Annotated in this window: 29 protein-coding genes and 1 tRNA gene; 12 read left to right on the forward strand and 18 right to left on the reverse strand. The window is 62.7% G+C overall.

From position 1 onward, the window contains the following. Window positions 1-7: 7 nt before the first annotated feature. Window positions 8-721, forward strand: coding sequence for a DUF4405 domain-containing protein (locus tag AC07UC_RS04425; RefSeq protein WP_494904289.1), 714 nt, complete (start codon window positions 8-10; stop codon window positions 719-721). Here the strand turns inward: AC07UC_RS04425 and AC07UC_RS04430 are convergent. Continuing rightward, window positions 686-1576, reverse strand: a complete 891-nt coding sequence (locus AC07UC_RS04430) for a LysR family transcriptional regulator (RefSeq protein ID WP_494904290.1) — start codon at window positions 1574-1576, stop codon at window positions 686-688. The genes AC07UC_RS04425 and AC07UC_RS04430 overlap by 36 nt on opposite strands. A gap of 141 nt (window positions 1577-1717) precedes the next feature. Here AC07UC_RS04430 and AC07UC_RS04435 point away from each other — a divergent pair, with 141 nt between their 5' ends. From AC07UC_RS04435 to AC07UC_RS04470, 8 genes are all read left to right on the forward strand, one after another. Next, window positions 1718-2710, forward strand: coding sequence for an aldo/keto reductase (locus AC07UC_RS04435; protein ID WP_494904291.1), 993 nt, complete (start codon window positions 1718-1720; stop codon window positions 2708-2710). A gap of 53 nt (window positions 2711-2763) precedes the next feature. Further along, on the forward strand, window positions 2764-3435 hold the full coding sequence (locus tag AC07UC_RS04440; protein ID WP_494904293.1) for an FAD:protein FMN transferase: 672 nt from the start codon (window positions 2764-2766) through the stop codon (window positions 3433-3435). A gap of 28 nt (window positions 3436-3463) precedes the next feature. Then, window positions 3464-3640 (forward strand): hypothetical protein, encoded by a 177-nt coding sequence (locus AC07UC_RS04445; RefSeq protein WP_494904295.1) that lies wholly within the window; start codon window positions 3464-3466, stop codon window positions 3638-3640. A gap of 14 nt (window positions 3641-3654) precedes the next feature. Further along, entirely contained in the window at window positions 3655-4083 is a 429-nt protein-coding gene (locus AC07UC_RS04450; protein WP_494904297.1) for a hypothetical protein, read from the forward strand. A gap of 4 nt (window positions 4084-4087) precedes the next feature. Then, the gene (locus tag AC07UC_RS04455) at window positions 4088-4939 is read left to right on the forward strand and encodes an alpha/beta hydrolase (protein ID WP_494904299.1); all 852 of its coding nucleotides are present in this window, start codon (window positions 4088-4090) and stop codon (window positions 4937-4939) included. A gap of 36 nt (window positions 4940-4975) precedes the next feature. Next, window positions 4976-5134: a hypothetical protein gene (locus AC07UC_RS04460; RefSeq protein WP_494904301.1), complete on the forward strand. Its 159-nt coding sequence runs from the start codon at window positions 4976-4978 to the stop codon at window positions 5132-5134. Between the two features lie 11 nt (window positions 5135-5145). Then, a complete protein-coding gene (locus tag AC07UC_RS04465; protein ID WP_494904303.1) occupies window positions 5146-5916 on the forward strand; it encodes an SDR family oxidoreductase in 771 nt (256 codons plus the stop codon). Between the two features lie 227 nt (window positions 5917-6143). Then, window positions 6144-7529, forward strand: coding sequence for an MFS transporter (locus AC07UC_RS04470; protein WP_494904305.1), 1386 nt, complete (start codon window positions 6144-6146; stop codon window positions 7527-7529). A 694-nt stretch (window positions 7530-8223) separates the two neighbouring features. Here the strand turns inward: AC07UC_RS04470 and AC07UC_RS04475 are convergent. The 10 genes from AC07UC_RS04475 to AC07UC_RS04520 form a co-directional block, all read right to left on the reverse strand. Then, window positions 8224-9921: a DUF6538 domain-containing protein gene (locus AC07UC_RS04475; RefSeq protein WP_494904307.1), complete on the reverse strand. Its 1698-nt coding sequence runs from the start codon at window positions 9919-9921 to the stop codon at window positions 8224-8226. A 96-nt stretch (window positions 9922-10017) separates the two neighbouring features. Beyond that, window positions 10018-10102: transfer RNA gene (locus AC07UC_RS04480), tRNA-Leu, on the reverse strand. 139 nt (window positions 10103-10241) lie between these two features. Beyond that, window positions 10242-10862, reverse strand: coding sequence for a 2,3-bisphosphoglycerate-dependent phosphoglycerate mutase (locus AC07UC_RS04485; protein WP_494904309.1), 621 nt, complete (start codon window positions 10860-10862; stop codon window positions 10242-10244). 41 nt (window positions 10863-10903) lie between these two features. Further along, complete coding sequence (gene dapB / locus AC07UC_RS04490) at window positions 10904-11725, reverse strand: 4-hydroxy-tetrahydrodipicolinate reductase (protein ID WP_202325174.1); 822 nt, start codon at window positions 11723-11725, stop codon at window positions 10904-10906. Beyond that, window positions 11722-13578, reverse strand: a complete 1857-nt coding sequence (locus AC07UC_RS04495) for an ABC transporter ATP-binding protein (protein ID WP_140770973.1) — start codon at window positions 13576-13578, stop codon at window positions 11722-11724. Before AC07UC_RS04495 ends, dapB begins: the two co-directional genes overlap by 4 nt. 162 nt (window positions 13579-13740) lie before the next feature. Beyond that, window positions 13741-14766, reverse strand: a complete 1026-nt coding sequence (locus tag AC07UC_RS04500; protein ID WP_494904312.1) for a glucokinase — start codon at window positions 14764-14766, stop codon at window positions 13741-13743. Between the two features lie 188 nt (window positions 14767-14954). Next, window positions 14955-16049, reverse strand: a complete 1095-nt coding sequence (gene mepA / locus AC07UC_RS04505) for a penicillin-insensitive murein endopeptidase (RefSeq protein WP_494904313.1) — start codon at window positions 16047-16049, stop codon at window positions 14955-14957. A 62-nt stretch (window positions 16050-16111) separates the two neighbouring features. Continuing rightward, on the reverse strand, window positions 16112-17014 hold the full coding sequence (locus AC07UC_RS04510; RefSeq protein WP_494904315.1) for an SDR family oxidoreductase: 903 nt from the start codon (window positions 17012-17014) through the stop codon (window positions 16112-16114). After that, window positions 17011-18165 (reverse strand): tRNA epoxyqueuosine(34) reductase QueG, encoded by a 1155-nt coding sequence (gene queG, locus AC07UC_RS04515; RefSeq protein ID WP_494904317.1) that lies wholly within the window; start codon window positions 18163-18165, stop codon window positions 17011-17013. Before queG ends, AC07UC_RS04510 begins: the two co-directional genes overlap by 4 nt. Beyond that, window positions 18146-18838 (reverse strand): glutathione S-transferase family protein, encoded by a 693-nt coding sequence (locus AC07UC_RS04520; RefSeq protein ID WP_010912586.1) that lies wholly within the window; start codon window positions 18836-18838, stop codon window positions 18146-18148. The genes queG and AC07UC_RS04520 overlap by 20 nt, the downstream gene beginning before the upstream one ends. A 160-nt stretch (window positions 18839-18998) precedes the next feature. On the opposite strand from AC07UC_RS04520, the gene AC07UC_RS04525 reads away from it, so the two are divergent. Next, on the forward strand, window positions 18999-19805 hold the full coding sequence (locus tag AC07UC_RS04525; RefSeq protein ID WP_056573971.1) for an undecaprenyl-diphosphate phosphatase: 807 nt from the start codon (window positions 18999-19001) through the stop codon (window positions 19803-19805). Between the two features lie 101 nt (window positions 19806-19906). On the opposite strand, the gene AC07UC_RS04530 is transcribed toward AC07UC_RS04525, so the two are convergent. Then, on the reverse strand, window positions 19907-20284 hold the full coding sequence (locus tag AC07UC_RS04530; RefSeq protein WP_172347700.1) for a YraN family protein: 378 nt from the start codon (window positions 20282-20284) through the stop codon (window positions 19907-19909). Further along, window positions 20277-21179, reverse strand: a complete 903-nt coding sequence (gene rsmI, locus AC07UC_RS04535) for a 16S rRNA (cytidine(1402)-2'-O)-methyltransferase (protein ID WP_494904320.1) — start codon at window positions 21177-21179, stop codon at window positions 20277-20279. Before rsmI ends, AC07UC_RS04530 begins: the two co-directional genes overlap by 8 nt. Window positions 21180-21345: 166 nt before the next feature. Between rsmI and AC07UC_RS04540 the strand changes: the two genes are divergently transcribed. Further along, window positions 21346-21531, forward strand: coding sequence for a hypothetical protein (locus AC07UC_RS04540; protein ID WP_494904322.1), 186 nt, complete (start codon window positions 21346-21348; stop codon window positions 21529-21531). Window positions 21532-21538: 7 nt separating this feature from the next. Continuing rightward, window positions 21539-21727, forward strand: a complete 189-nt coding sequence (locus AC07UC_RS04545) for a hypothetical protein (protein ID WP_202325181.1) — start codon at window positions 21539-21541, stop codon at window positions 21725-21727. Here AC07UC_RS04545 and AC07UC_RS04550 read toward each other — a convergent pair whose 3' ends face one another. From AC07UC_RS04550 to AC07UC_RS04570, 5 genes are all read right to left on the reverse strand, one after another. Beyond that, entirely contained in the window at window positions 21728-22195 is a 468-nt protein-coding gene (locus tag AC07UC_RS04550; RefSeq protein ID WP_494904324.1) for a hypothetical protein, read from the reverse strand. Next, the gene (locus AC07UC_RS04555) at window positions 22174-22593 is read right to left on the reverse strand and encodes a HEPN domain-containing protein (protein WP_494904326.1); all 420 of its coding nucleotides are present in this window, start codon (window positions 22591-22593) and stop codon (window positions 22174-22176) included. The genes AC07UC_RS04550 and AC07UC_RS04555 overlap by 22 nt, the downstream gene beginning before the upstream one ends. Window positions 22594-22658: 65 nt before the next feature. Continuing rightward, a complete protein-coding gene (hemW, locus tag AC07UC_RS04560; protein WP_494904328.1) occupies window positions 22659-23837 on the reverse strand; it encodes a radical SAM family heme chaperone HemW in 1179 nt (392 codons plus the stop codon). Continuing rightward, complete coding sequence (gene rdgB, locus AC07UC_RS04565) at window positions 23834-24496, reverse strand: RdgB/HAM1 family non-canonical purine NTP pyrophosphatase (protein ID WP_494904330.1); 663 nt, start codon at window positions 24494-24496, stop codon at window positions 23834-23836. The genes hemW and rdgB overlap by 4 nt, the downstream gene beginning before the upstream one ends. Further along, window positions 24496-24906, reverse strand: coding sequence for a VOC family protein (locus AC07UC_RS04570; protein WP_494904332.1), 411 nt, complete (start codon window positions 24904-24906; stop codon window positions 24496-24498). The genes rdgB and AC07UC_RS04570 overlap by 1 nt, the downstream gene beginning before the upstream one ends. Between the last annotated feature and the right edge of the window lie 9 nt (window positions 24907-24915).

A 24915-nucleotide genomic window follows, 5' to 3' on the forward strand; every position in this document is an offset into this window, starting at 1 on the left:
CCAGCGTTTGAGCCCTGTTTTCCTGTCTCGTCTGGCTTTCGACGTCATCGCCGCGGGATTGCTGCTGTTCGCCTTTTCCTATTGGTGGCTCGGCAACGCCGCTCATGAACTGGCCGGAACCGCTATGTTCCTGCTCGTCACCGTCCATAACGTCTTCAACCGCCGCTGGTACGGCACGATATCCAAAGCCCGCCGGGAGCCGCGCGGCCTGTTCAATATCGCGGTGACGTTTCTGCTGCTTGTGGCAATGCTGGCGTTGCTCGTCACCAGCGTACTCATTTCCAACGCACTGTCCGGGGGCATGTCCGCCTATGGCGGCTTCACAGTCAGGCAAATTCACACCCTGGCTGCCTATTGGGTTCTCGTGATCGTGGCCGTCCATTTGGGCCTGCGTTGGCCAATGCTCATGGCCGTGGTGCGTAAGCTCGCCGGCATCTCACAGCCCAGCGCCATCCGGACGCTCGTGCTTCGTGTAATAGCCGTCGCGATCGCGATTCATGGGGTGTGGAGTTCGTTCGAGTTGGCTGTCGGTACAAAGCTCTCGATGCAAGTGACACTCGACTGGTGGAATTTCGAGGAATCTGTCGCAGGCTTTTTCATCCACTGCATCGCGATCGCCGGGCTCTATATATGCCTGACCTACTACGCCATGAAATGGCTCCAGAAGAGCAGGAGCACGACCAGGTCAGTCGCCGCGGTGCCGGAGAATATCCACCAATAAGGCCAGAGCCGGCGATTGCTGTCGACGGCTCGGGTAGTAGAGGTGATAGCCGGGAAAATACGGACACCAATCTTCCAGCACCCGCACCAGCCGCCCGTCAGCAACATAGGGGAGTACCTGGTCTTCGGGCATGTACGCAACGCCGAGGCCGTCCAGGGCCGAGGAGAGCCGCATGGCCAGACTGTTGAAGACCAACTGTCCCTCTCCCCGCACCTTCACCTCGCGCCCTTCTTTCTCCAGGCCCCAGGCAAACAGCCCGCCATAGGTGGGAAGGCGAATGTTGATGCACTTGTGCGCGGTCAGATCCTGTGGCGTCTGCGGCGGAGCATATTGCTCGAAATAGGCCGGTGACGCGACGACCGCCATGCGCATGTCCGGGCCGATACGGACGGCGATCATGTCTTTCGCGACCTGCTCGCCCATACGAACGCCTGCGTCATATCCCTCGGCGACGATATCGGTCAGGCCGTAGTCGATAATGATTTCGACCTGGATGTCCGGATAGTCCGGCAGAAAGCGTTTGAGCGCAGGTTGGAGGATCGAGATTGCAGGATGCTCGCCGACAGTAATCCGAACAGTGCCGGCAGGTTTGTCGCGAAGCTCGCTCAAAGCCGCGAGTTCGGTTTCGATTTCTTCGAACCGTGGCGCGATCGTGCGCAGCAGCCGCTCGCCGGCTTCGGTCGACGCGACGCTACGTGTGGTCCGGGTCAGGAGCCTCAGGCCCAGGCGCTCTTCGAGATTACGGACGGTCTGACTGAGGGCCGATGGCGAAACGCGAAGCTTGGCAGCGGCGCGCGTAAAGCTTCGCTCCTTAGCGACGACGGCGAATGCGGCGAGGTCGTTGAAGTTTTCCATCTTGAGTTGAGGTTTTCCGTTTTGATTTATTAGCCCAGCTAAAAGGCTCATGCGGATTATAGCATCTTATCGCAAGCTGCGGCACGCGCTAAATTTGCCGTCAAGATCGTTGCTGGCGACGAACCACGATGGAGAAGAACCATGAAAACCCGCAAACTTGGACAGAATCTGGAAGTGTCAGCCCTCGGCCTCGGATGCATGGGCATGACGGGCGTCTACGGTCCGGGTGTCGAAAAGGCCGACATGATCAAGCTCATCCATGATGCGCACGATCGCGGCGTCACGTTCTTCGACACGGCCGAAGCCTATGGCCCGTTTGCCAATGAAGCACTGGTCGGCGAGGCGCTGAAGCCCATCCGCGACAAGGTCGTCATCGCCACCAAATTCGGCTTCGACATCGACCTCGAAACAGGCGCCCGCAACGGTGGCACCAATAGCCGTCCCGAACATATCAAGGCGGTGGCGGAAGCCGCACTCAAGCGCCTGAAGACCGATCGTATCGACTTGTTCTACCAGCACCGTGTCGATCTCAATGTGCCGATCGAGGATGTCGCCGGTGCGGTCTGGGACCTGATCGCCGAAGGCAAGGTGAAACATTTCGGTCTGTCGGAAGCCGGTATCCAGACCATCCGCCGCGCGCATGCCGTTCAGCCGGTCACCGCCGTTCAGAGCGAATATTCGCTGTTCTGGCGCGGGCCAGAAGCGGAGCTTCTCCCCGTGCTGGAAGAACTCGGCATCGGCTTTGTTCCCTTCAGCCCGCTCGGCGCTGGCTTCCTGACCGGCAAGATCGATGAGAACACGAAGTTCGAGCCGGACGATTTTCGGAATCTGGTGCCGCGCTTCTCTCCGGAAGCCCGCAAGGCCAACATGGCGATTGTGGGCGTGGTCAAAAGCGTCGCGGACCGCAAGGGCGCGACGCCGGCGCAGGTCGCTCTCGCCTGGTTGTTGGGGCAGAAGCCGTGGATCGTCCCGATTCCCGGCACCACCAAGCTCACTCGCCTCGAGGAAAACCTCGGCGCGGTCAATCTGGAACTGAGCGCCAGCGATCTCGCCGAGATCAACGCCGAAGCCTCCAAGATCGAGGTCCAGGGCGAGCGCCTGCCGGAAGCCGTGCTCAAGATGACCGGTCACTGAGACCAAGGGAGACGGCCGCTCTGCTTGTCATGCCGGGCGGCCGGGCCGGCGCCATGTTCAAATTCGCGTTCGACGCTATTGGGACATCCTGGGAGATCGATACGCCTCAGCCTATCGTTGCATCGCTGCGGCAGGAGATTCTTGAACGCATCGAGCGTTTCGATGCCACTTATTCGCGCTTTCGATCGGACTCGCTTGTCACGCGGATCGCCGCGGCGACAGATGGCGGGAGCTTCCAGTTTCCCGATGACGCGCCGGCGCTGTTTGAGCTTTACGACAGGCTGCATGTGGCGACGTCTGGGGCGGTTGATCCCCTGGTCGGACGAGATCTGGAACTGCTTGGATACGATCCGCACTACTCCCTGACGCATGATCCGGTCGCAATCGCGCGACACTCCCGCGAGCGACCGAACTGGACCGCTAATATCCGAAGACAAGGCTCCACCATCGTCACGCGGCATGCGGTGGTGATCGATGTCGGGGCGGCGGGCAAAGGATATCTCGTCGATATCGTCGCAGGAATGCTCCGCGACGATGGCATCGACGCCTTCGTGGTGGACGGCAGCGGCGATCTCATCCACGCCGGACCGGAACCGCTCGCCGTCGGATTGGAGCATCCGTCGGACCCGAACCTTGCAATCGGCGTCGCCCGGCTCAAGGGACGCGCGCTCTGCGCCTCGGCTTCCAACCGGCGCTCTTGGGGGGCCTTTTCACCATGTCGTTGATGGACGCACAGGCGTTCCGGTCCGCGACGTGATCGCGACGTGGGTGGTCGCGGACGACGCCCTGACTGCTGATGGTCTGGCGACCGCGCTGTTCTTCACGGAAGCGGAAGTTCTCGCATCATCTTTCAACTTCTCATTCGTCCGCATGTTCGCTGACGGTCGGGCGGAGATTTCCCCGAATTTCGACGGCGAACTATTCACTTGAGAAAGGATATCGAGATGCACAATCACAGAAAAATGCATATCTTGAGCATGCTGCCGGCGGCCATTGTGTTGGTTATGATCTGGGGTTCGGAAGCCGGCGCCCAGGCAACTCAGGCACAACGTACAGACGGCAGCGTTTCGACCGCCGCAAGCCGCTATGCCGACGGCGTCTATACCGCGACCGGCCAATACGGTGGAGCGCCATCATTCATCACGGCAACCGTGACATTGAAGGACGGCATCATCACGGATGTCGTGGTTACGACCCACGCCACCGTTCCGACCTCGCTGGACTTTCAGCGACGCTTCGCCGCCGCGGTGCCGGCCGTGGTGGTGGGCAAGCCCATTGATCAGTTGCGGGTGGGTAAGCTCGCCGGATCAAGCGGCACGCCAGAGGGCTTCAATGCGGCGCTGCAGCAGATCAGAGAGAAGGCCAAACAGTAACGCCATGAGTGCTTTCCTATTGCAAACCGCCTTGCTGGCTGCGTCAGTGCTTTTGGCGCCTCTCGTGGCGGAAGCCAGGGAGGGTGAGGTAGCGCACTCCAGTCGCAGGGTTGATCCGACGAGAAACAAAGCATCGTCCGGAGTGGCGGGCGGTCACCTCGATGCTGACAGCACCATCGGGGACGTTCTGAACCATCCGGCGTTCGCCGGATATTCGCAACTTCTAATGCCATGGAGCGGCCGCAGCTATGACCAAGCGATGCGGCTCCGCGATTTTGGGATACTTTTACCTTATCACAGCCATGTCGATGCCGGCACGGTCGTTGCCGGCTTGAACCACATGATCGACGATGTGAGCAACGGCAGCCCCGTCTTCTATGATGTCTACTCCGAAGCGCAGAGACGGGCTGATCCGACAAAAGAACAGACGGGGCTGTCTTTCTTTCGGGGCAAGCCCGGCGCACCGTTTGCAGTTATATCGCCTGGCGGCGGGTTTTCCTATGTCGGCTCTGTTCATGAGGGGTTTCCCTACGCGGTCGAAATCGCCGGCAACGGCTACAACGCCTTCGTTCTGAAATATCGAGCGGGCCTTGGCGGTCGCGTGGCCACGGAGGATCTGGCCGCGGCGATCTCCACCATCTTCCGAAATGCAAGAGCGCTCGGTGTCGACACCCGCGACTATTCGCTGTGGGGCAGTTCGGCGGGCGCCAGGATGGCCGCGGCGATCGGATCGCATGGCGTTGCTGCTTTTGGAGGCGACGATCGTCCAAAACCCGCTGCTGTCGTGATGGCCTACACCGCGCACTCGGACACTTCGTCCCACGAGCCGCCGACCTTCGTCGTTGTCGGTGAGTAGGATGGCATCGCACCGCCTTCCATCATGGAGCGGCGGGTGGCGACCTTGCGACAGGCCGGCACGGAAGTGGAGTATCACAAGTACAAGGGCCTTGGTCACGGCTTCGGGCCGGGTATCGGCACCGATGCCCAAGGATGGACCGCCGATGCGACGAGATTCTGGGAAAAATTCATCAGGAGCGCCAAGGCGCGCTGAAAGGAAGGGTGATGGACAAGTCTCCACTCAAGGTACTGGTTGTTGGAGCAACCGGAAGCATCGGCCGATACGTGGTCGCTTCCGCACTCGATCATGGATTTGCCGTGCGTGCTCTGGTTCGCCACGCGCATCGCGGGGAGCCCTTTCCGCCGGCGGTGGAGGTTGTCGTCGGGGATCTGACCCATGCGGAAACGCTTTCCCGAGCGGTCGCTGGTATTGATGCCATCGTGTTTACACAAGGAACTTATGGCAACCCGGCTGCAGCGGAGGCCGTCGACTACGGCGGTGTGCGCAACGTGCTTGCCGCTCTCCGGGGACACAACGCGCGCATCGCGCTGATGACGGCGATAGGGACCACCGACCGCAAGGGCTCACATGACTGGAAGCGACGCGCCGAGCGCCTGGTGCGGGCCAGCGGCTTGCCCTACACGATCGTGCGTCCCGCCTGGTTCGATTACAACAAGCCTGATCAACACCGGCTTGTCATGCTGCAGGGCGACAAGCCGCTGGCTGGCAATCCAACCGACGGCGCGATTGCGCGCCGTCAGATCGCCGAGGTGCTGGTCCGCAGCCTGTCTTCGGAGGCTGCGCTGTGTAAGACCTTCGAACTGCACAGCGAACGAGGACCGGAGCAGGGGGATTTCGATCCGATCTTCGCCGCGCTTGAAGCCGATGCGGCCGGCGCATTGGACGGAGCGCGTGACGTGCCAAATATGCCGATTGGTAGCGAACCGGCTCAGATCGTTGCCGATATGGACCGTATTCGCGCATTTGCGGGATAGGCGTAGAACGGCGAACCAGCAGGGGGGAGAGGGCGATCAACTCATCACCGCATTATTTATTAGCCACACTTAAAGGCTCATGCCGATAATATCGGCTAATCGACATAGTCGACGTGGCTTACGTTGGTCTCAGCAATCCGGCCGATGCCGGACAGATCAACGAAAGACATACCATGACCCTTCAACGCGCCGCGCGGCCGGCCGGCCCCAACACCATTCTTGGCGTCGTGCTGACCGCCTATCTGATGATCCTGCTGGATCTGTCCATCGTTTACACCGGCATGCCGGAAATCGGCAAAACGATGGGCATGAGCCCTGTGATGCAGACCTGGGTCCAGAATGCCTATCTGCTCTGCTTCGGTGGCTTCCTTCTGCTCTCGGCCCGGCTGGGCGACACCTTCGGCCGTCGGCGGATCCTGCAGATCGGTGTCGTCCTGTTCACACTTGCTTCTCTGGTGATCGGCATCGCCCAATCATCCTATGAGTTGATCGCGGCGCGGGCTGTGCAGGGGCTAGGCGCGTCGATCCTGGCGCCAAGCGTGCTCGCCATCATATCGGTCACCTTCGCCGAGGGCAGCGAACGCACCCGGGCGCTGTCGTGGTACTCGGTCGTCGCCGGTGCCGGCTCGAGCCTCGGCATGGTGCTGGGCGGAATTTTCGCGGGCCTTCTGTCCTGGCGCATCGGCTTCCTGGTGAACATCCCCATCGGCATTGCGCTGCTGTTTGCGGTAGCGCGTTTCATCCCGGAAGGCGAACGGACCGTGGGCAGGTTCGACGTGCTTGGAGCCTTCACCTCGACCTGCGGGATGAGCCTGCTGGTCTACGGCCTGGTCAACGCGGCCGACACCGGATGGGTTGACCCGGTTACGCTCGCGAGTTTGGCGCTTTCGGTGGTTGTCCTGGGTTTCTTCCTTTGGCACGAATGTCGTGCGGACGTGCCGGTGCTGCCTTTGCGCCTCTTCCGCAGCCGCGAGCGTTCCGCCGCCTATCTGGCGCGCATGCTCTATGTCGGCTCAATGGTTTCGTTCTTCTTCTTCGGCACGCAGTTCATGCAGCAGGTGCTGGGTTATTCCGCCCTGCAGGCCGGCCTTGGTTTCCTGCCGGTGACGTTGCTCACCTTCGTCTCCGCCATGGCGATCCCGCGTGTCACCCGTGTGGTGGGAGGCGTTCCCATGCTTATGGGAGCCCTGCTGTTCATCATCGTGGGCCTTGCCTCGCTGGCGCAGGCGGGCGTCGATGCCGCTTACTGGCAGCTCGCTCTGCCGATGGTGCTGATCGGGATCGGTAACGGCGCCGCCATGGCGCCTCTGACCACTTCCGGCGTGCGCGGCGTGGAAAGTCGTGACCAGGGCGCGGCCTCCGGGCTCGTCAACGTGGCCCACCAGCTGGGCGGTTCGGTTGGTCTCAGCATGCTGATTGTGGTCTTCGCTGCCAATGCCAGCCCGCAACTGACTGGCGCTGCGGAAATGGCCCACCAGGTGAGCGCGGTCCTCGTCGGAGCCGCCGTCATGAACGTGCTCGCGCTTGTTCTGACCGCGGTGTTCATTCTGCCGGCCAATCGAAGGAAAGATGAACCGCACGTCTTGCCCGCCGTCGCTTGCTCGGTCGAATGACAAACAGCGCTAAGCGATCTCCGCCTCTGACAAGGAAATCTGCAAAGGCCTGCAGCGTGGTAAGACCAAGACAAAGCTCGCGGCGAGCTGAATGTCCGCTCACCTAGAGCTGAAACCAGAAGCCGCCACTCCGCTGTCGACCCGCTACTGTCTTTGAATGTTCCGACCCCGCAAATGGCGCGCTACGGATGTTTATGTAAACATGTTACGCTTTGACTGCGGCACGATCTCAGTGGCGAGTTCGCACAAATGCAGGTGGTACGTAAGACAAAATCGTCTTAACCACCTGAACCATCCTGCGGGCGCAACGCTGATTTCTCCGGCGCTCTCATCTTTAGTTGTCTGGGTCCCATGCCCACGATGCCGGCTACCCAAACTGTCTAGATGAACTTTGAACGATGCCTCTCCTCCGGGGCTACCCAGCTCTCTATGAAATCCAGCGGATCCGCGTTTCCCATCATTGCCTTCGCGAGCGCCAGACGCTCCTCCAGGGCCGCCGGCTTAGTCCTCCTCTCTTTGCATCAAAAAGTCGCGCAAAGGCCGCCTAGCGGAGATCGTTGCGCCTCCGCGCGGTGTTGTCGGGACGGTGGGCGGGTGGGCGCGGCTCTGTCGGAGCGTCAACTGCGGAGGCGAAGGCACGTTTCGCAGTTAGACTTAGGTATCGCTGACGATAGTCACACTCACGCTTACTGGTCTACGGAACGATATCTGTGATAATGGGACGCGGCGGTAGCTCGATCTGTTCAATGGCATCGGACATCATCCGCAACGCTATGTGACGGTATCCACTTGATGCTCTTCCATCGCTGTGGCCTTGGATCGCATCCGCCACACTATCGGGAATGCCAAGTCTCGCAGTTTCTGACTTGAACCAGTGGCGCAGAGCATGATTCGGCGCTTTCCTCAGATCGGTGAATCCATTGTCTCTTATCCACGCCGCCAAGCGGTTTGAGAGCCCCTTCGATGCGTGCTTTCGCTTGGGGTCGCCAGATGTGCGCTTGTAGAACAGGGGGCCATCACCACGGTCCTTGACGAAATCGAGGAAGCCATCCTGGATAAGCTTGGAATGGATCGGGACGAGCCGTTCACTCTCGGCATTCTTAATGCTTCCGCCGTCTGTCGCGGGCGCTATCTTCAAGACAGGGATGCCGTCGCGCTCGACAATATGACTGCCGTGCAGCTGCGCCATTTCACCAATGCGCGATCCGGTCGCTGCTGAAAGCCAAGGCAGCCACCGCTTCCAGGGCTCCGAGGCTGCAGATGCCAGTTCCAAGAGCCGGGCAACTTCATCGTTCTCATATGCCAGCATCTTTGTGCCCGGCTTCAGTTTCCGAGAGACACGGACGCCCTCTGCGGGATCCGCATCCATCAACTTGTTCGCCACGGCGAAGCGGAACAATGCACGGGCACAACCCAAATGCCCGTTCGAAATTGTCTTGGCCGCTTTTCCGGACTTTACCAAGATATCCTTCCAGTCGACGATATCGCCCGGCTCGATTGAACGGATATCGTCAGCTTTGTCACCAAGGTGAGCCTTCAAGTTTCGCACGATGCCCCGCCACGACGACAACGTGCTTGCGCTCGGATCGCTTTCCTTTTCCCACCGTTGGAAAAGCTCATCCAGCGACACGGATTCTGGTTTCGATGCAGTAGATTGAGACAAAGCGGGACTGCTTGGTTGACTGCCCCCATTCGATTCGCCTTGCGCGACCGAGAATTGCACTACGTCGATCCTTTCATCCCGAAGGGACTGTAGCGTGCGAAGCTCCTCGGTCAGAAGAAGACGCGCGAAAACGAGCCTTTGATTTTCGGCCAATCCCGGACAAAGGCGATCGGCAGCAGCCGAAAACTCAGCCAAGTCGCCTATTGCGCGCCTCCGTGTGAGGTCGTTGATACGCATGCGCACACGAAACCGCTGCAGGTATGCGATCACAGCGTCTAGATCGCCCTCCGCAACAAGACGATCAAAGTGGGTGAAGGAATCTGCTTCGCCCTGGCCATAGTCCGCAGGCGTCGGCAAAATGATGAGATCGCCACTCCAGAGCCTTGCGGGATCGCTGGACGCCTGCGCGAAGAAATTCGCCTGCGCAACGATTTCGCTCTCGGCTACCTCTGCGCTGTACACTTTCGCAAGTGCAAAAAGGTCGCCCTCGGTCCGCTGCGAAACCGCAGAGTGATTCGCGGTGTCTCTTTCCGACCGAACACGTTCGAACTGGTCCTCCAATTCGACGGTCTTACGGGCAAGCCTGGATTTTGCGATTTTCAGATCTTTTGTGTGCAAAGAGGTCACAACCAGCGTTCTGCCGAAGGTTGGCGCCACGTCCGTCGGCACCCAGACACGGCAATAATACGTGCTGCCCCGCAACATCATTCGCTCAGGCATTCCAGCCATGCAATCTGCCCCATCTATAACAGCGACTGTTACAACTGGGCCAAATTGCCGAGCAAACTCAAAAAGAAAAGCGGAATCAACCCCCTAAGGGGTTGATGGTGCCCAGAAGAGGACTCGAACCTCCACTCCTTGCGGAACACGGACCTGAACCGTGCGCGTCTACCAATTCCGCCATCTGGGCTGGTGCGGGCTCATGTAAGCGGGCAAGCGATGGCTGTCAACGCGCTTTTTGGACCATCATCCCGAAAGGTGAATTCGGCTTCCGCAAAAGTTCACCCCCAAGCAAAGGCCGCGGCCTCCGCTTGCCGGCTCATGAACCCTCAGCCGTCCAGTACTTCCTTCGACGCCACGGTCGAATCGGCGTTGAGCTGGTAGATGACCGGCACGCCGGTGCCGAGTTCCAGCTTGACGATCTCCTCGCCCGACTTGCCGTCCAGCGCCATGATCAGCGCGCGCAGCGAATTGCCGTGGGCGGCGACCAGCACGGTGCCGCCGCCCAGCACGTGCGACTGCATGTCATGCAGATAATAGGGCCAGACGCGGGCGCCGGTGTCCTTCAGGCTTTCGCCGCCGGGCGGCGGCACGTCGTAGGAGCGGCGCCAGACATGCACCTGCTCCTCGCCCCATTTCTTGCGCGCATCGTCCTTGTTGAGGCCGGAAAGGTCGCCGTAGTCGCGCTCGTTGAGCGCCTGGTCGCGGATGGTCTTCAGGTCGCTCTGGCCGACCGCGTCGAGAATGTGCTGGCAGGTCTTCTGCGCCCGGATCAGCGCCGAGGTGAAGGCGATGTCGAACTTCAGGCCGCGCGCCTTGAGCTTCTGGCCGGCGGCCTTGGCCTCGGCGTGGCCCTGCTCGGTCAGGTCGACGTCGCGCCAGCCGGTGAACAGGTTCTTCAGGTTCCATTCGCTCTGGCCATGGCGCACGAGCACGAGGGTTCTCGACATGTTTGCTCCTTCAGATTGGCAAATTTGGCAGATTGGCCGCTTCAGCTCAGGCCGAGCACGTCCCGCATCGAATACAGTCCTGGCTTCTTGCCCCGTGCCCACAGCGCTGCCTTGACGGCGCCGCGGGCGAAGATGGCGCGGTCCTCGGCATGGTGGGACAGCGTGATGCGCTCGCCGGTGCCAGCCAGGATGACGCTGTGGTCGCCGACCACCGAGCCGCCGCGCAGGGTGGCGAAGCCGATCGTGCCGGTTTTTCGCACACCCGTATGGCCGTCGCGTGAACGTACGTCATTGCCGGCAAGTGCTATGCCGCGCCCGGCGGCGGCGGCTTCGCCCAGCAGCAGAGCGGTGCCCGACGGCGCGTCGACCTTGTGCTTGTGATGCATCTCCAGGATCTCGATGTCGAAATCGTCGGCGTCGAGCGCGCGCGCCGCCTGTTCGACCAGCACCGCCAGGAGATTGACGCCGAGGCTCATATTGCCCGACTTGACGATCGTCGCGTGGCGCGCTGCAGCGGCAATCCTGGCATTGTCGTCGGCCGAGCAGCCGGTCGTGCCGATGACATGGACGATGCGCGCCTGCGCCGCATAGCCGGCGAACTCGACCGATGAGGCCGGCGTGGTGAAATCGAGCACGCCATCGGCCTTGGCGAAGACCGGCAGCGGATCGTCCGATATCGGCACGTTGATGATGCCGATGCCTGCCAGCTCGCCGGCATCCTTGCCCAGATAGGGCGAATCCGCGCGCTCGACAGCGCCGATGACGCGGGCGCCCGGAATGGTATGGATGGCGCGGATCAGGGTCTGGCCCATGCGGCCGGCTGCGCCCACCACCACCAGGCCCATATCGCCTGCTTCGCTCATGTGCTCCTCACAGCAGTCTTCTTCGCACGCGTGGCTCGGACCGGAGTTTGGATCGGCTTGCTGTCATCGACAAGCCCCAGCCCTTTCTTGCCCTGGATGCGGTGGAAGCGGGAATAGATGCTGTCCGGGTCGGCCATCAGCGTCGCATGGGTGCCTTCCTCGACCAACCGTCCCTCTTCCAGCACGATGATGTGGTCAGCATTGACCACCGTCGACAGCCGATGCGCTATGACGATGGTCGTGCGGCCTTCCATGACATGGGTCAGCGCTTCCTGGACGCGCGCCTCCGCCTCGTTGTCGAGTGCCGATGTCGCCTCGTCGAGCAGCAGGATCGGTGCCTGGCGCACGATGGCGCGGGCGATCGACACGCGCTGGCGCTGGCCGCCTGAAAGGGTCGAGCCGCCTTCGCCGACCGGCGTATCGTAACCTTGCGGCTGCTGGCGGATGAACTCGTCGGCTGCCGCCTGTTTCGCCGCCTGCTCGATCTCGGCGTCCGTGGCCGACAGGCGGCCATAGCGGATGTTGTCGCGGATCGTGCCCTCGAACAGATAGGGCGCCTGCGCCACATAGGCGATCGACTGCCGCAGCGAATGCTTGGTCACCTTCGAAATGTCCTGGCCATCGACCTCGATGCTGCCCTGGTCGACGTCGTAGAAGCGCTGCAAGAGCGCCACCAGCGTCGACTTGCCGGAGCCCGATGCACCGACGATGGCCGTGACCTTGCCGGCCGCGGCGGTAAAGCTCAGGTCCCTCAGCACCGGCATGTCGGCGTTGTAGCCGAACGTCACATTGTCGAAGCGCACTTCGCCGGTGGTGACCCTGGCCTCGACAGCGTCGGGCGCATCGCCCTGTTTCGGCTCCAGGTCGAGCAACTCGTAGATCATGCGCGCATTGACCAGCGCCCGCTCCATCCCGACCTGCGTACGCGCCAGGCGTCTTGCCGGGTCGTAGGCCATGATCAGAGCGGTGATAAAGGAAAACACCGCGCCCGGCGGTTGCCCAAGCACCAGCGCCCGGTAGCCGGAATAGGCAAGCACGGAGGTAATGGCGAGACCGCCCAGAATCTCGGAAATCGGCGACAGCCGCTCCGAGACGCGGGCAATCTTGTTGTTACGCTGCTCGGCCGTGTCCGCCATGATGCCGATGCGGCGCGCCAACTCGGCCTCCAAGGTGAAGGCCTTGACGATGGCGATGCCTTGCGTGGCCTCCTGCACGGATCCGTTCAGCCTAGAATTGATCAACACGGATTCCCGGTTGATACGCCGCAGTCGGCGGGTGATGTAGACGACGGCCCAGATCAGCGGAGGCCCGATCAGCAGCGAGCTGAGCGACAACACCGGATCCTGGTAGATCATGACGCCGACGAGAGCGACCAGTGTGACCGCGTCGCGGCTGATGGAGGTCAGTGTCAGCGACAGCAGGTCGCGAACGCCGCCGACATTCTCGCTGACCTGTGCCGCCAGCCGACCGGAACGCGTATCGTTGAAGAAGTTGACGCCGAGCTTCATCAGATGGTCGAAGGCGCGCTTCTGGTAGCGCGCGACCAGATTGTTGCCGATCTTGGCCAACGCGACTGCCTGGCCGTAACCAGCGAAGCCGCGCAGCAGGGAGGCTCCCATGAAACCGGCGCAGATCCAGACGAGCATATCGCCGCGCCGTTCGTAGAAGATCTGGTTGATCATCGGGGCCATGATCCACGCCGTGAAGGCAGTGGTGCCGGAAACAATCAGCAAGCAGCTGACGGCAACGACATAGGTCCAACGATACTCGTTGCCGTTTTCAGCGAGGATGCGGCGGAGCACCGCCGTGACCTCGCCAGGCCGGACTTTTTGTTTGGGGGCTTGAAGTGTCAAATCAGGAGCGCTTTGTGGTTTTCCGCCTCGTGGGATCGGGCTGCGAATTCGGCACCCCTCTTAACGTCATGAGGCCGGCTTGCCTATGCCCGCGGCTGATTAACTTCGTCGCGGGCGGCTCAAGCGCGCCCGCGGGGAATATAGGCACATCCAGTCGAAGAGCTAGGCTTGCCAGCGCCGGCCGGCGGTCTGGACGCCGAAAAGCGACGGGTTTCGGGCATAGGCGGCAAGGCCGAGAAGTGCCGCCAGCGGATGGGTGATGACGTAGACGGGCATGGTGCGCATCAGCGCGCTGTGCGGCGCCTTGTCCTCGAAGGCGGCGCGGAAATTGCCTTCCTTCAGCGCCGGCACGATCTTTTGCGCGATGCCGCCAGTGAGGAAGACGCCGCCACGGCTAATGAACACCAGGGCAAGGTCACCCGCCGTGCGCCCGAGGCAGGTAACGAAGGTCTCCAGCGCTTCCTGCGCCACCGGATCGGTCTTGGCCAGTGCCGCGCCGGTGATCTGCGCCGGCGTGGTGAAGGGCGACGGTTTGCCGTCCGCCGTGGCCACCGCGCGATAAACGTTGACGAGGCCGCGCCCGCACAGGATCTGCTCGCCGGAAATGCGGCCCTCGAGCTTCTCTATATGCGGGAAAACCTCGAAATCGCGCGGCGTGCGCGGGCCGATGTCCATATGGCCGCCTTCGCCGGGCACCGGTATCCAGTGACGTAGCGCGTAGACCAGCCCGGCGACGCCGAGACCGGTTCCCGGCCCGAGCACGACGCGGCCGGCATTGGGCTCCGGCGCGCCGCCGCCGATCTTTTCCATATGCTCTTCGCCCAGCGCCACGACGGCCAGCGCCTGCGCCTCGAAATCATTGAGCACGACGATGTCGCTCAGGCCAAGACTGGCGAACATCTGCCTCGGCCTGACGACCCATGGGCAGTTGGTGAGCTCGATCTCGTCGCCATCGACCGGACCGGCCACCGCCAGGACCGCCGAATTCGGGCGGACCGACGAGCGGTCGAGAACGGCCGCCTGGATCGCCTCGTCGATGGTGTTGTAGTTGGCGGTCTGCACGATGGTCGGCTCGCCGGCCTCGGAATTGGCGTCGAGCACGATCGAGAAGCGCGCATTGGTGCCGCCAATGTCGCCGATCAGAATCGGGAACCGCAACGACGTGTCGGTATCGCTTACGCTTGGCATGCTCTGGTCCGTCCCCGGCGCCCCTGACGGCGTCTCGCCGTTCTTCCGTTGACTAGCGCATGAGTTTGAAAAGGGAAACGGTTTTCGAACCGGGTGATGCGCAGGGAAAGGTTCTGCGGCCAAACGGCCACTATTTCGCGGAAAACTCGATGCTAAACCGATTGAGACCGCCGATGCCGCCGCGACGATCAGTTCGCGGGCGGCCGTGGCCGTGGCACCGGCACGCCGACCTCGGGCGTAGCCGTGAAGGCGTTCAGCGCGCCTGGCAGGCCGGCTGTGCCGCTGGCCGTGGTGGCGGGCAACGACGGTGCTTCCGGTTCGGGTGTGGCGACCGCGACCGGCATGGCGCCGCCGTGATAGGTCGCCGCCTCGGCCGAGGCCGGACCGGGCGCGTCGAGCACGGCGCGGCACTCCCTGGGCAGGTTGGCCATCGTCATCACGTCGCGTGCCTTCGGCGCGTCCGGGTTCTTGTTGGGACGCCACGGTTCTTCGGTGAACCACCAGGCCAGCGGCTTGCCGCAACCGTCATCATCCGGCGTCGCCTCCTGCCCCTTGCAGTTGGGCGAACCCGGCTGGCAGCCGATGCGCATGTGGAAATGATAGTCGTGGCCCCAGAACGGCCTGATCTTGCGCAGCCAGGTGCGGTCGCCCTTGACTGTGTCGCAGAGCTTTTTCTTGATGCCCGGATTGACCAGGATGCGTTCGACCTCGGGGTAACTCGCGGCGCGCTTCAAAAGCGCCGTATGCTGCGGCTTCCACAGCGCGTCCTTCACCAGATGCGTCTTCTCGTCGACCATCAAGGTAGCGCTCATCGATTCGCGCTGCGCGATCGACAGCGGCCGGCTGGGCATCGGCGTCAGCCAGATGTCGGCATCGAGGCCGATCTGGTGCGAGGCGTGGCCGGTCAGCATCGGACCGCCGCGCGGCTGCGAAATGTCACCTATGAGCAAGCCCGGCCAGCCATCGGCGGCGGCATCACGTGAAAGCTTCTCGATTACGGCGATCATCGCCGGATGGCCCCAGCGGCGGTTGCGCGAGGGGCGCATCACTTCCCAGTTCGGGCCATCCATGGGAATGGCGACGCCGCCGGCAAAACAGCCCTTGGAATAGAAGCCGATCGACTGCGCCGCGGTCGCTGCCGGCAGCTTTTCGGCGCCGAACAGGTCTTTTGCCCGTTCCTCGGAGCGTGCCGGCTGCACGGCGAGACCGGCCAGGGCAAGCAGGCCAAGAGCGACCACCAACCGTGACGACCTGCCGAAATATGGACGCATCGCTGAGTTCATGAAACCGGATCCCCACCGCAATCCCGAAACCGAATCATAGCACGTCGGCCGCCAGGCTTCGATCATCCGCCCTTCATCGGGCTGCGCGCCTCGCCGTCGCGCCAGTCGCCGCTTGCCCACATATGGTCGAAGGCAGCGCGGTAGTCCGGAAAGCGAAAGCGATAGCCCGCCGCCTTGATCGCCGCATTGGCGACACGCTTGTTCTCGCCATAGAAGGACCGCGCCATGGGCGAAAGTTGGGCGGTGTCGAAGGGAATTTCCGGCGGCGGCTCGACGCCCATCAGCGACGCGGCGTAGGCAACGACATCCTGCGGCGGCGCCGGCTCATCATCGGTGACGTTGAAGATGCCGCCTGTGTTGCCCCCGATCAGTTGCCAGAGCGCGCCGGCAATATCGTCGCAATGGATGCGGTTGAACACCTGGCCGGACTTGACCAGCCGCCGCGCCGTGCCGTTTTCCAGATTGACCAGCGCGTTGCGGCCCGGACCATAGATGCCGGACAGGCGCAGGATCGCCACCGGCCGGCCGATATGCTCGCCGAGCTTCAGCCAGTCCTGCTCGGCCTCGACCCGCATGACGGAGCGTTTCGACACCGGCCGGCACGTGGCCGTTTCATCGACCCAGGCGCCGCCATAGTCGCCGTAAACGCCGACCGTGGAGAGATAGCCGATCCATTGCAGCGCCGGCATCCCCGCGATTGCGGCGCGGGCGGCATTCAGCGCTGGATCGCCGGCCGCTTCGGGGGCGACTGAAATCACCAGATGCGTCGTTTTCTCCAGCGCCTCGCCGATTTCGCCCGTCAGCGCGCCATCAAACAGCAGCGGTGCGATGCCGGCCTGGCGCAACGCATTGAATTTATCCTCTGACCGCGTCGTGCCAAGGATCGCAGCGGCATCCTTGCCGGCCCGGGCAAAAGCTTTGCCGGAATAGCCGGCGCCGAAGATGAAGACCTGTTTTTCGCTCATGCATGCGTCCTGTCTGGCCGCGCCAGGCGCCATTCCTCGCGCACGACGCCATCGCTTTCGGTGTTCAGGCCGCTCGCGGCCCGCTCGGCATATTCGGCATGAGACACCAGCCGCGCCAGCGCCCATATTGCCGCGCCGCGAACCAGCGGCGAGGCGTCGCCGAGCAGTGCACGGACAGGGCCGGCCAGCCCGGCATCGCCGGAATTGCCGGCTGCAATCAGCACATTGCGGACAAAACGGTCGCGGCCGATGCGCTTTATCGGCGAACCGGAGAAGAAGGCGCGGAAGGCCGCGTCATCCAGCTGCAACAGCTCGGCGAGCGGCGGTTCGCGCAAATCGGCGCGCGCGGCGAGCTTTGCTTCGGAGGCTACCTGGGCGAACTTGTTCCAGGGGCAGGCGGCCAGACAATCGTCGCAGCCATAGATGCGGTTGCCGATTTTTTTGCGGAATTCATGCGGGATCGGCCCCTTGTTCTCGATGGTGAGGTAGGAAATACAGCGCCGCGCATCGAGCCGGTAGGGCGCGGGGAAGGCATCGGTCGGGCAGGCGTCGAGGCAGGCGCGGCAGGAGCCGCAATGGTCGATCTCGGCCCGGTCGGGCGTGAGTTCGGCCGTGGTGAAGATGGTGCCGAGGAACAGCCAGGAACCGTGCTCACGGCTGACCAGATTGGTGTGCTTTCCCTGCCAGCCGAGCCCCGCGGCTTGCGCCAGCGGCTTTTCCATCACGGGTGCGGTGTCGACGAAGACCTTCACGTCGCCGCCGGCGCGCGACACGATCTTGCCGGCGATCTCCTTCAGCCGGCCCTTCATCACATCGTGATAGTCGCGGTTCTGCGCATAGACGGAGATGGCGCCCCGGTCGTGCCGGGCCTGCAGGTCACGCGGATCATGGTTGGGGCCGTAATTCATCGCCAGCACGACGATCGAGCGCACTTCAGGCCAAAGCGTGGAAGGTTCGCTGCGCCTTTCCAGCGTCTCGGCGATCCAGTCCATCGAGCCGTGAAAGCCGTCGGCGACAAATTCGGCGAGGCGGGCCGGAGCCAGCGGGATCGCATCGGGAGAGGTGACGGCAATGGCATCGAAGCCGGCGCGATGCGCCTCCGCGTCGATCAGCGCGCGCAGTTTTGCGGCGTCAGAAGTCGAGGTCCGCATAATGCGACACCGGCGACAGGCCGCGCACGCGGTCGGTCAGGAGCGGCCGGAAGGAGGGCCGCGACTTTACCCTGGTGTACCATTCGCGCGCCGCGGCGTGTTCTCGCCAATCGATCTCGCCGAGATAGTCGAGCACCGACAGCGTCGCGGCGGCGGCGAGATCGGCATAGGTGACCCTGCCGCCGGCCAGCCAATGGCGGGTGCCGGCCAGCCAGTTGGTGTATTTCATATGCTGGCGGATGTTGGCGCGCGCGGCACGGATGGCGCCCGAATCGGGTGAACCGCCGCCGGCCGTTTCCGGCATGATCGGCTTCAGCACGCGTTCGCGCACCAGATGGCGGGTGACTTCGCTTTCGGCCTTGTTCAAGTACCAGTCGATCAGCCGGCGGATTTCGGCGCGCTGCATCGGGTCCTCGGCGAACAGCCGCTTGTCGCGCTTCAAGACGCCGCGCGTCTCGTCGAGATATTCCGAGATCACGGTCGCGCCGACGATCGGCACGTCGCCTTCGGCGAGCAGGATCGGCAGCGTGCCGGCCGGGTTCAGCGCCAGGAACTCCTTGCGCCGCGTCCACGGCTTTTCCTCGATCAGCGCCAGCTCCTCGCCATACTCGCCAAAGGCGAGGCGGACGAAGCGGCAAGTTGCGAACATGGGATGGTGGAAAAGCGTCAGCATGGTTCCGCGATGATAAAGCGCACTGGCGAATCGCCGGGCGCACCGGTAAGTCTTGGCCGCCCGGTTAGCGGGCCGTCAGGGTGTTGCGACCTATAGGGGCACTTCAACGCCATGACAAGCAAGCCGTTCTGTTAGCCGTCGCGCAAAAGCCGAGGTAGCCATGGAAAGCCAGACCTTCGTCGAAGCCCTGCTGCTCGGCCTGCTGGAGGGGCTGACCGAGTTCATACCGGTCTCCTCGACCGGCCATATCCTGCTCGCCGGCCATTTCCTGGGCTTCCATTCGACCGGCAAGGCCTTCGAGATCCTGATCCAGCTCGGTGCGATCCTGGCGATCCTCAGCGTCTACTTCCGCCGCCTGTGGCAGATGCTGCTCGACCTGCCGCATGACAGGCTGACGAGGCATTTCGTCATCGGCATCCTGATCGCCTTCCTGCCGGCGGCGATCATCGGCGCGCTGGCGCACGACTTCATCAAGACGGTGCTGTTCGAATCGCCGAGGCTGATCTGCATCATGCTGATCATCGGCGGCGTCATCCTGCTGGTGGTGGACCGCATGAACCTGAAGCCGGTCTATCGCGACGTCGAGCGGTTCCCGACCAGGCTTTACCTGCAGATCGGGCTTTTTCAGTGCCTGTCGCTGATCCCCGGCACCTCGCGCTCGGGCTCTACCATCGTCGGCGCGTTGCTTCTGGGCGTGGACAAGCGGGCGGCGGCGGAGTTTTCCTTCTTCCTCGCCATTCCGACCATGGTCGGCGCCTTCGCCTTCGACCTGTTCAAGAACCGCAACGTGCTGACCTCGGCCGACCTGCCGATCATCGCCATCGGTTTCGTCGCCGCCTTCGTCACCGCACTGTTCGTGGTGCGCTTCCTGCTCGATTACGTCTCGCGCAACGGCTATTCGCTGTTTGGCTGGTGGCGGCTGGTGGTGGGGATTGTCGGGTTGCTGGCATTGATGGTTTGGGGGTGAGGAGTGTTCCGCGCAGCGGACGGAAAGCCAATTTGCTTGGCTTTCCGAACGACGAACGCCCTGAGCCAGCGAAGGGCGAGCAACGCCGGTCAAGTGCTCCCCTAACTCCGCCCATAAAACGCGTTCTCGACATGCACCGGCCAGTGCCATGGCAGCACCGCGACCATGTCGAAGCGCATCGACAGCCTGCCGTAATCCGCCTGGCGCGACAGCCAGATGTCGGCGGCCGCCTCGATGCGGCGTTCCGACTCGTGGCTGATCGCCTCCATGGCTTCCATCAGCGTGCGCCGCGCCTTGACCTCGACGAACAGCACCAGGTCGCCGCGCCGCGCGATCAGGTCGATCTCGCCGAAACGGGTGCGGTGGCGGCGCGCGAGAATCCGGTAGCCCTTCAGCATCAGCGCGGCCGCCGCCAGCCATTCGCCGCGATGGCCGCGCCGATAGGCCTTTTGGCGGCTGGCGCTCGGCCGCTCAGCCACCGTCGCCTTCCCTGAGCTCCAGCAGCCGACGGTAGAGGGCCTGCTTCTGGCCTCCGGTCATCTTCGCGGCTTCCGCCGCCGCCTTGGAAGCCGGCATTTCGGCGGCAAGCGACAACAGCAGGCGGTCGATATCCGCCGGCTCGTCCGCCTTGGCCTCGGCGGGACCGACGCAGACGACGACCTCGCCCTTCGGCGTGTCGGCCGCGGCATAGTGGTCGGCCAGCACCCGCAGCGTGCCGATACGCATTTCCTCGAAGGTCTTGGTCAATTCCCTGCCAATGGCAGCCTTTCGCTCGCCGCCCAACGCCTCGACCATGGCGCCCAGCGACTCGGCCAGCCGGCGTGGCGATTCAAAGAAGATCAGCGTTGCCGGTACGGCCTTCAGCGCTTCCAGCCGCGCCAGCCGCTGGCCTGATTTCACGGGCAGAAATCCGGCGAACAGGAAGGCGTCCGACGGCAGGCCGGACGCTGTCAGCGCGGCAAGCGGTGCCGACGGACCAGGGATCGGTACGACACGAATGCCGTGGTCGATTGCCTCGCCGACCAGCCGGTAGCCGGGATCGGAGACGAGCGGCGTGCCGGCATCGGAAATCAGCGCCACGCTCTGGCCGGCCTGAAGGGCCGCGATCAGCTTCGGCCCGGCCTCGCCGGCATTGTGCTCATGATAGGCCGTGGTGCGGCGGCGGATGCCGTAGCGGTCGAGCAATACGCGCGACACCCGCGTGTCCTCGCAGGCGACGATGTCGGCGGCGGCCAGCGTCTCCAGCGCGCGCAGCGTGATGTCGGCGAGATTGCCGATCGGCGTCGCCACCAGATAGAGCGCCGGCTCGAGCGGACGGGCCACGATCTCGGTCTGCCCGACCACATAGCTGCGTTTGCCCGTCTCGTCAGTCACCGATGCCGTCTCCGTTCAGCCCTGTTTGGCTGCCAATCCTGTTTGGCACGGGTGGTGCCGGCTTGCAAAACTCACGCCGATGTAAGGTAACCGCCATTCCTTCGCCACAGTAGGGAACGAAACCGGGTTTGGCAGATTTAGGCCCTGATTCCCAAGGGAGGACAGGATGGACAGCCTGAAGATACAGGACGCGTTCGCGCCCTACTATGCCGGCCGCAACATCGCCTCCCTGCCCAGGGACAAGCGCCTGCCTGCCGAGAACGACGCCAGCCTGACCAAGCGGGCAGCCAAGGCCTTGCCCACCAATGTCAGGCTTTCCGACAACAAACCAGACAGCACGACGGAGCACTGACCGAACGATGCCCAATCGCTTCGATATCTTCATCACCCGTCTTGAAACGAAAAGCGCCAGGGAAGGCGTGCCCCCGCATCCGATGAACGACCAGCACAGCGTTCGCCGGCAAAAGGCTGACGCCAAACCGGCCCGCAACGGAGAGGCGCATGCCGAGAAGGATCGCGGCAAGCGCCGTTTCAAGCACGACGCATAGCTATGCGGCAAGCGCCTTAGCTCTACGAATGGCTTCTGCATTTGGCTGGGGAGGAGCTTTGGAAGGTTTGACTTCCCTGTCGACCTTGTAGATGAAGCCATCCTCAACGTCTACGTCGCCAAGATGTACACTTCTTAGGCGGATCGGTGGCACATATTTACTTGTGGTCGACTTTGGATATGTGAATACGTATATCCTATTGATAAAGTGGTTTGTTGTATTTGCAGCTGTTATCTGGTCAAGCGAGATCGAAGATTTAATTGCAGAGCTGATTCTATCAACAAACTTGTTCACCGCGGCTGGACCATAGGTCTGAACATCTGGAGATGCTACAAATAGCTGCCAATCAGCTGAATCTCCTAAGTGAAGCCAAGCAGCAATTGAAATCGGAAGCCCGGCGCTTTCCAGGGCCTCTGTCAATTCCCTACCGCCGTCGATATCGGGGGCTACCAATGACGTTTTAACCATGAGAGTACTCCCGTACTTCTTCGGGCCACGGCGTGTACCATGTCCGTGGCCTCGACTTGTGACCAGGCTTTATACCTCGAATTGATATTCCACGCTCTTACAGTCGCCCAATTCGTCCGAAACGCCGGATGTGCCTGCTCTTGGGCTACAAGCTGAGCATCAAGTTGAGCAAGCCTCACCAATCTGATTAGGTCATGGCCATCCCTGTAAAAATCTTCGACGAACTTCTTTTCGGGAACGTCGTTTGCGCGAAAAAGAGTCGATATCTTCGCCTTCAAAGCGCATTCAACCGCGATTCCTGCAACATGGTAGGCCACATCATAGTGACCGTTCACGAGCAGGGTCGAGGCGCTACGTTCAAACTCTCGCGATCGTGTTTTCCACTCGTCTCGTGTCATTTCGGTGCCCCCAATGGGAGCTTAGTAAGGAATCAAATCTTTTCAATCATTGATGTCGAATGTATCTACCGCGCAAGATCCGCCACCACGGCGTCGAGCACGATCATGCCGGCCGGCGTGGCGCGCAGGCGCGCATTGCCGATCGGCGCCACCAGCCCCTCGCCCTGCAGCATGGACAGCCGCGCGCTCGACAGGCCGCGCCCGGAAAACGCCTCGTAGCGCGAGAGATCGATGCCTTCGGCGAGTCTCAGCCCCATCAGCAGGAATTCGTCGGCCTCTTCCGAGCGGGTCAGGATCTCGCCGCCGGTAACGCCATGGCCCTTGGCCTCGACAAGATTGGCCCAGGTTTCCGGCATCCGCTCGGCTATGGTCACCGTGCGGCGGCCATTCTCGACGAAGCGGCCATGCGCGCCGGGACCGACCCCGACATATTCGCCATAGCGCCAGTAGGTCAGGTTGTGCCGGCTCTCGGCGCCCGGCCTGGCATGGTTGGAAATCTCGTAGGCCGGCAGGCCATGCGCGGACGTAATCTCCTGCGTCAGCGCATAGAGGTCGGCGGCGTGGTCATTGTCGGGAATGACGAATTTCTTCGCCGCATGCAGCGCATGGAAGGGCGTGCCTTCCTCGATGGTCAGCTGGTAGAGCGACAGATGGTCGGCGGCATGGCCGATCGCCTGTTCGAGCTCGGATGCCCAGGCCTCCGGCGTCTGGCCGGGCCGGGCGTAGATCAGGTCGAAGGACAGCCTTGGGAATATTTCCCGCGCGAGGCCGATGGCGTGCAGCGCTTCATCGACATTGTGCAGCCGGCCGAGGAAGCGCAGATCCTTGTCGTTCAGCGCCTGCACGCCGAGCGAGACGCGGTTGACGCCCGCCGACCGATAGCCGCGAAAACGTTCGGCTTCGACGGAGGATGGGTTGGCCTCCAGCGTCACCTCGATGCCATCAGGCACCGTCCAGTTCTTGGCCACGGCGTCCAGAACCCTGGCCACCGTTTCCGGCTTCATCAGCGACGGCGTGCCGCCGCCGAGAAAGATGCTGGTCACCTCGCGCGGCCCGGTGCGCTGGCGCATCGTCGCCAGTTCCGCCTCGAAGGCGGCGGCAAAGCGCTCCTGGTCGACCGGCTGGTGGCGGACATGGCTGTTGAAGTCGCAATAGGGGCATTTGGCCGCGCAGAACGGCCAATGGATGTAGACGCCGAAGCCAGGCGCCCGGTCGAGCGGCATGGTCATGCCGGATCCAGTCATGCCGAGCCCAATCCCGGCAAATTCAATCGCGCCTGGGCGAATTTCTGGAAAGCGCGGGCACGGTGCGACAGCGCCGTCGCCTGGCCCGGCTTCCAACCGTGTTTTTCCTCGGCGCTCATCTCGCCGAAGGTTTTTTCGAAGCCATCGGGCAAGAACACCGGATCATAGCCGAAGCCAAGCTCGCCGCGTGGCGGCCAGACCAGCGTGCCTTCGGCCTCGCCGCGGTAATATTCGGCCTCGCCATCGGGAAAGGCGAGGCAAATGACGGCGACAAAGCGGCCCTTGCGCTGTTCCGGCAGGGCAGCGCCGACTTCCTGCAGCGCCACTTCGGTGCGCTGCATGGCCATGGCGAAATCGCGCGAACCGTCGGGGGTTTCGGCCCAGTTGGCGGTGTAGACGCCGGGCGCGCCGTCGAGCGCGTCGACGCAGAGGCCCGAATCGTCCGACAGCGCCGGCAGGCCGGTCGCCTCCGCGGCGGCCAGCGCCTTGATGTAGGCATTCTCCTCGAAAGTGGTGCCGGTCTCGTCCGGCTCCGGCAGGCCATAGTCCTTCGCCGACTTCGCTTCGAAGCCGAACGGCCCCATCAGATCGGCGAATTCGCGCAGCTTGCCGGCATTGTGGCTGGCGACGACGATCTTCTTTCCATCAAGAGAATGCATCAAAGGCCCCAGATTCTTGGCTCGGCAAACTCGATCGAATTGCCCGAGGGGTCGCGTATATAGAGCGAACGGCCGCCTTGCGGCCATTCGAATTCGCTTTCGATGGCAATTCTTTTTGCCTCCAGATGGGCTTTCCAGGCCACGATCTCCGCAGCGGTCGCCGCGAAGCAGAGATGACCTTCGCCGACCGCGCCATGCGGCGGCACTTTCAGCCGGGCGTCCGGCGCCGGAGGTATTCTGGTCGCCTCGGCGTTGAAGACCAGCAGCACGCCCGGCCCGCAGCGGAAGAAAAGATGTCTGCCGTCCACCTTGCCGAGCAGGTCGAGGCCGAGCACGCCGACATAGAATTCTTCCGCCGCCGCCAGATCGGTGACGTACAGGGCTGATTCAAGGATGGCGGAAGGGGTCACCAGAAAATC

The sequence above is a fragment of the Mesorhizobium sp. GW821-FHT04C10 genome (genome assembly GCF_059420305.1).

Coding starts and splice junctions, on each gene's coding strand:
- AC07UC_RS04510 (WP_494904315.1), bottom strand. CDS start 17,014: ATGAGCGAAAAACAGGTCTTCATCTTCGGCGCCGGCTATTCCGGCAAA.
- AC07UC_RS04485 (WP_494904309.1), bottom strand. CDS start 10,862: ATGTCGAGAACCCTCGTGCTCGTGCGCCATGGCCAGAGCGAATGGAAC.
- AC07UC_RS04555 (WP_494904326.1), bottom strand. CDS start 22,593: ATGACACGAGACGAGTGGAAAACACGATCGCGAGAGTTTGAACGTAGC.
- AC07UC_RS04430 (WP_494904290.1), bottom strand. CDS start 1,576: ATGGAAAACTTCAACGACCTCGCCGCATTCGCCGTCGTCGCTAAGGAG.
- queG (WP_494904317.1), bottom strand. CDS start 18,165: ATGCGGACCTCGACTTCTGACGCCGCAAAACTGCGCGCGCTGATCGAC.
- mepA (WP_494904313.1), bottom strand. CDS start 16,049: ATGAACTCAGCGATGCGTCCATATTTCGGCAGGTCGTCACGGTTGGTG.
- AC07UC_RS04465 (WP_494904303.1), top strand. CDS start 5,146: ATGGACAAGTCTCCACTCAAGGTACTGGTTGTTGGAGCAACCGGAAGC.
- AC07UC_RS04475 (WP_494904307.1), bottom strand. CDS start 9,921: ATGGCTGGAATGCCTGAGCGAATGATGTTGCGGGGCAGCACGTATTAT.
- AC07UC_RS04545 (WP_202325181.1), top strand. CDS start 21,539: ATGCCCAATCGCTTCGATATCTTCATCACCCGTCTTGAAACGAAAAGC.
- AC07UC_RS04525 (WP_056573971.1), top strand. CDS start 18,999: ATGGAAAGCCAGACCTTCGTCGAAGCCCTGCTGCTCGGCCTGCTGGAG.
- hemW (WP_494904328.1), bottom strand. CDS start 23,837: ATGACTGGATCCGGCATGACCATGCCGCTCGACCGGGCGCCTGGCTTC.
- AC07UC_RS04500 (WP_494904312.1), bottom strand. CDS start 14,766: ATGCCAAGCGTAAGCGATACCGACACGTCGTTGCGGTTCCCGATTCTG.
- AC07UC_RS04450 (WP_494904297.1), top strand. CDS start 3,655: ATGCACAATCACAGAAAAATGCATATCTTGAGCATGCTGCCGGCGGCC.
- AC07UC_RS04540 (WP_494904322.1), top strand. CDS start 21,346: ATGGACAGCCTGAAGATACAGGACGCGTTCGCGCCCTACTATGCCGGC.
- AC07UC_RS04435 (WP_494904291.1), top strand. CDS start 1,718: ATGAAAACCCGCAAACTTGGACAGAATCTGGAAGTGTCAGCCCTCGGC.
- AC07UC_RS04550 (WP_494904324.1), bottom strand. CDS start 22,195: ATGGTTAAAACGTCATTGGTAGCCCCCGATATCGACGGCGGTAGGGAA.
- AC07UC_RS04440 (WP_494904293.1), top strand. CDS start 2,764: ATGTTCAAATTCGCGTTCGACGCTATTGGGACATCCTGGGAGATCGAT.
- AC07UC_RS04520 (WP_010912586.1), bottom strand. CDS start 18,838: ATGCTGACGCTTTTCCACCATCCCATGTTCGCAACTTGCCGCTTCGTC.
- dapB (WP_202325174.1), bottom strand. CDS start 11,725: ATGAGCGAAGCAGGCGATATGGGCCTGGTGGTGGTGGGCGCAGCCGGC.
- rdgB (WP_494904330.1), bottom strand. CDS start 24,496: ATGCATTCTCTTGATGGAAAGAAGATCGTCGTCGCCAGCCACAATGCC.
- AC07UC_RS04455 (WP_494904299.1), top strand. CDS start 4,088: ATGAGTGCTTTCCTATTGCAAACCGCCTTGCTGGCTGCGTCAGTGCTT.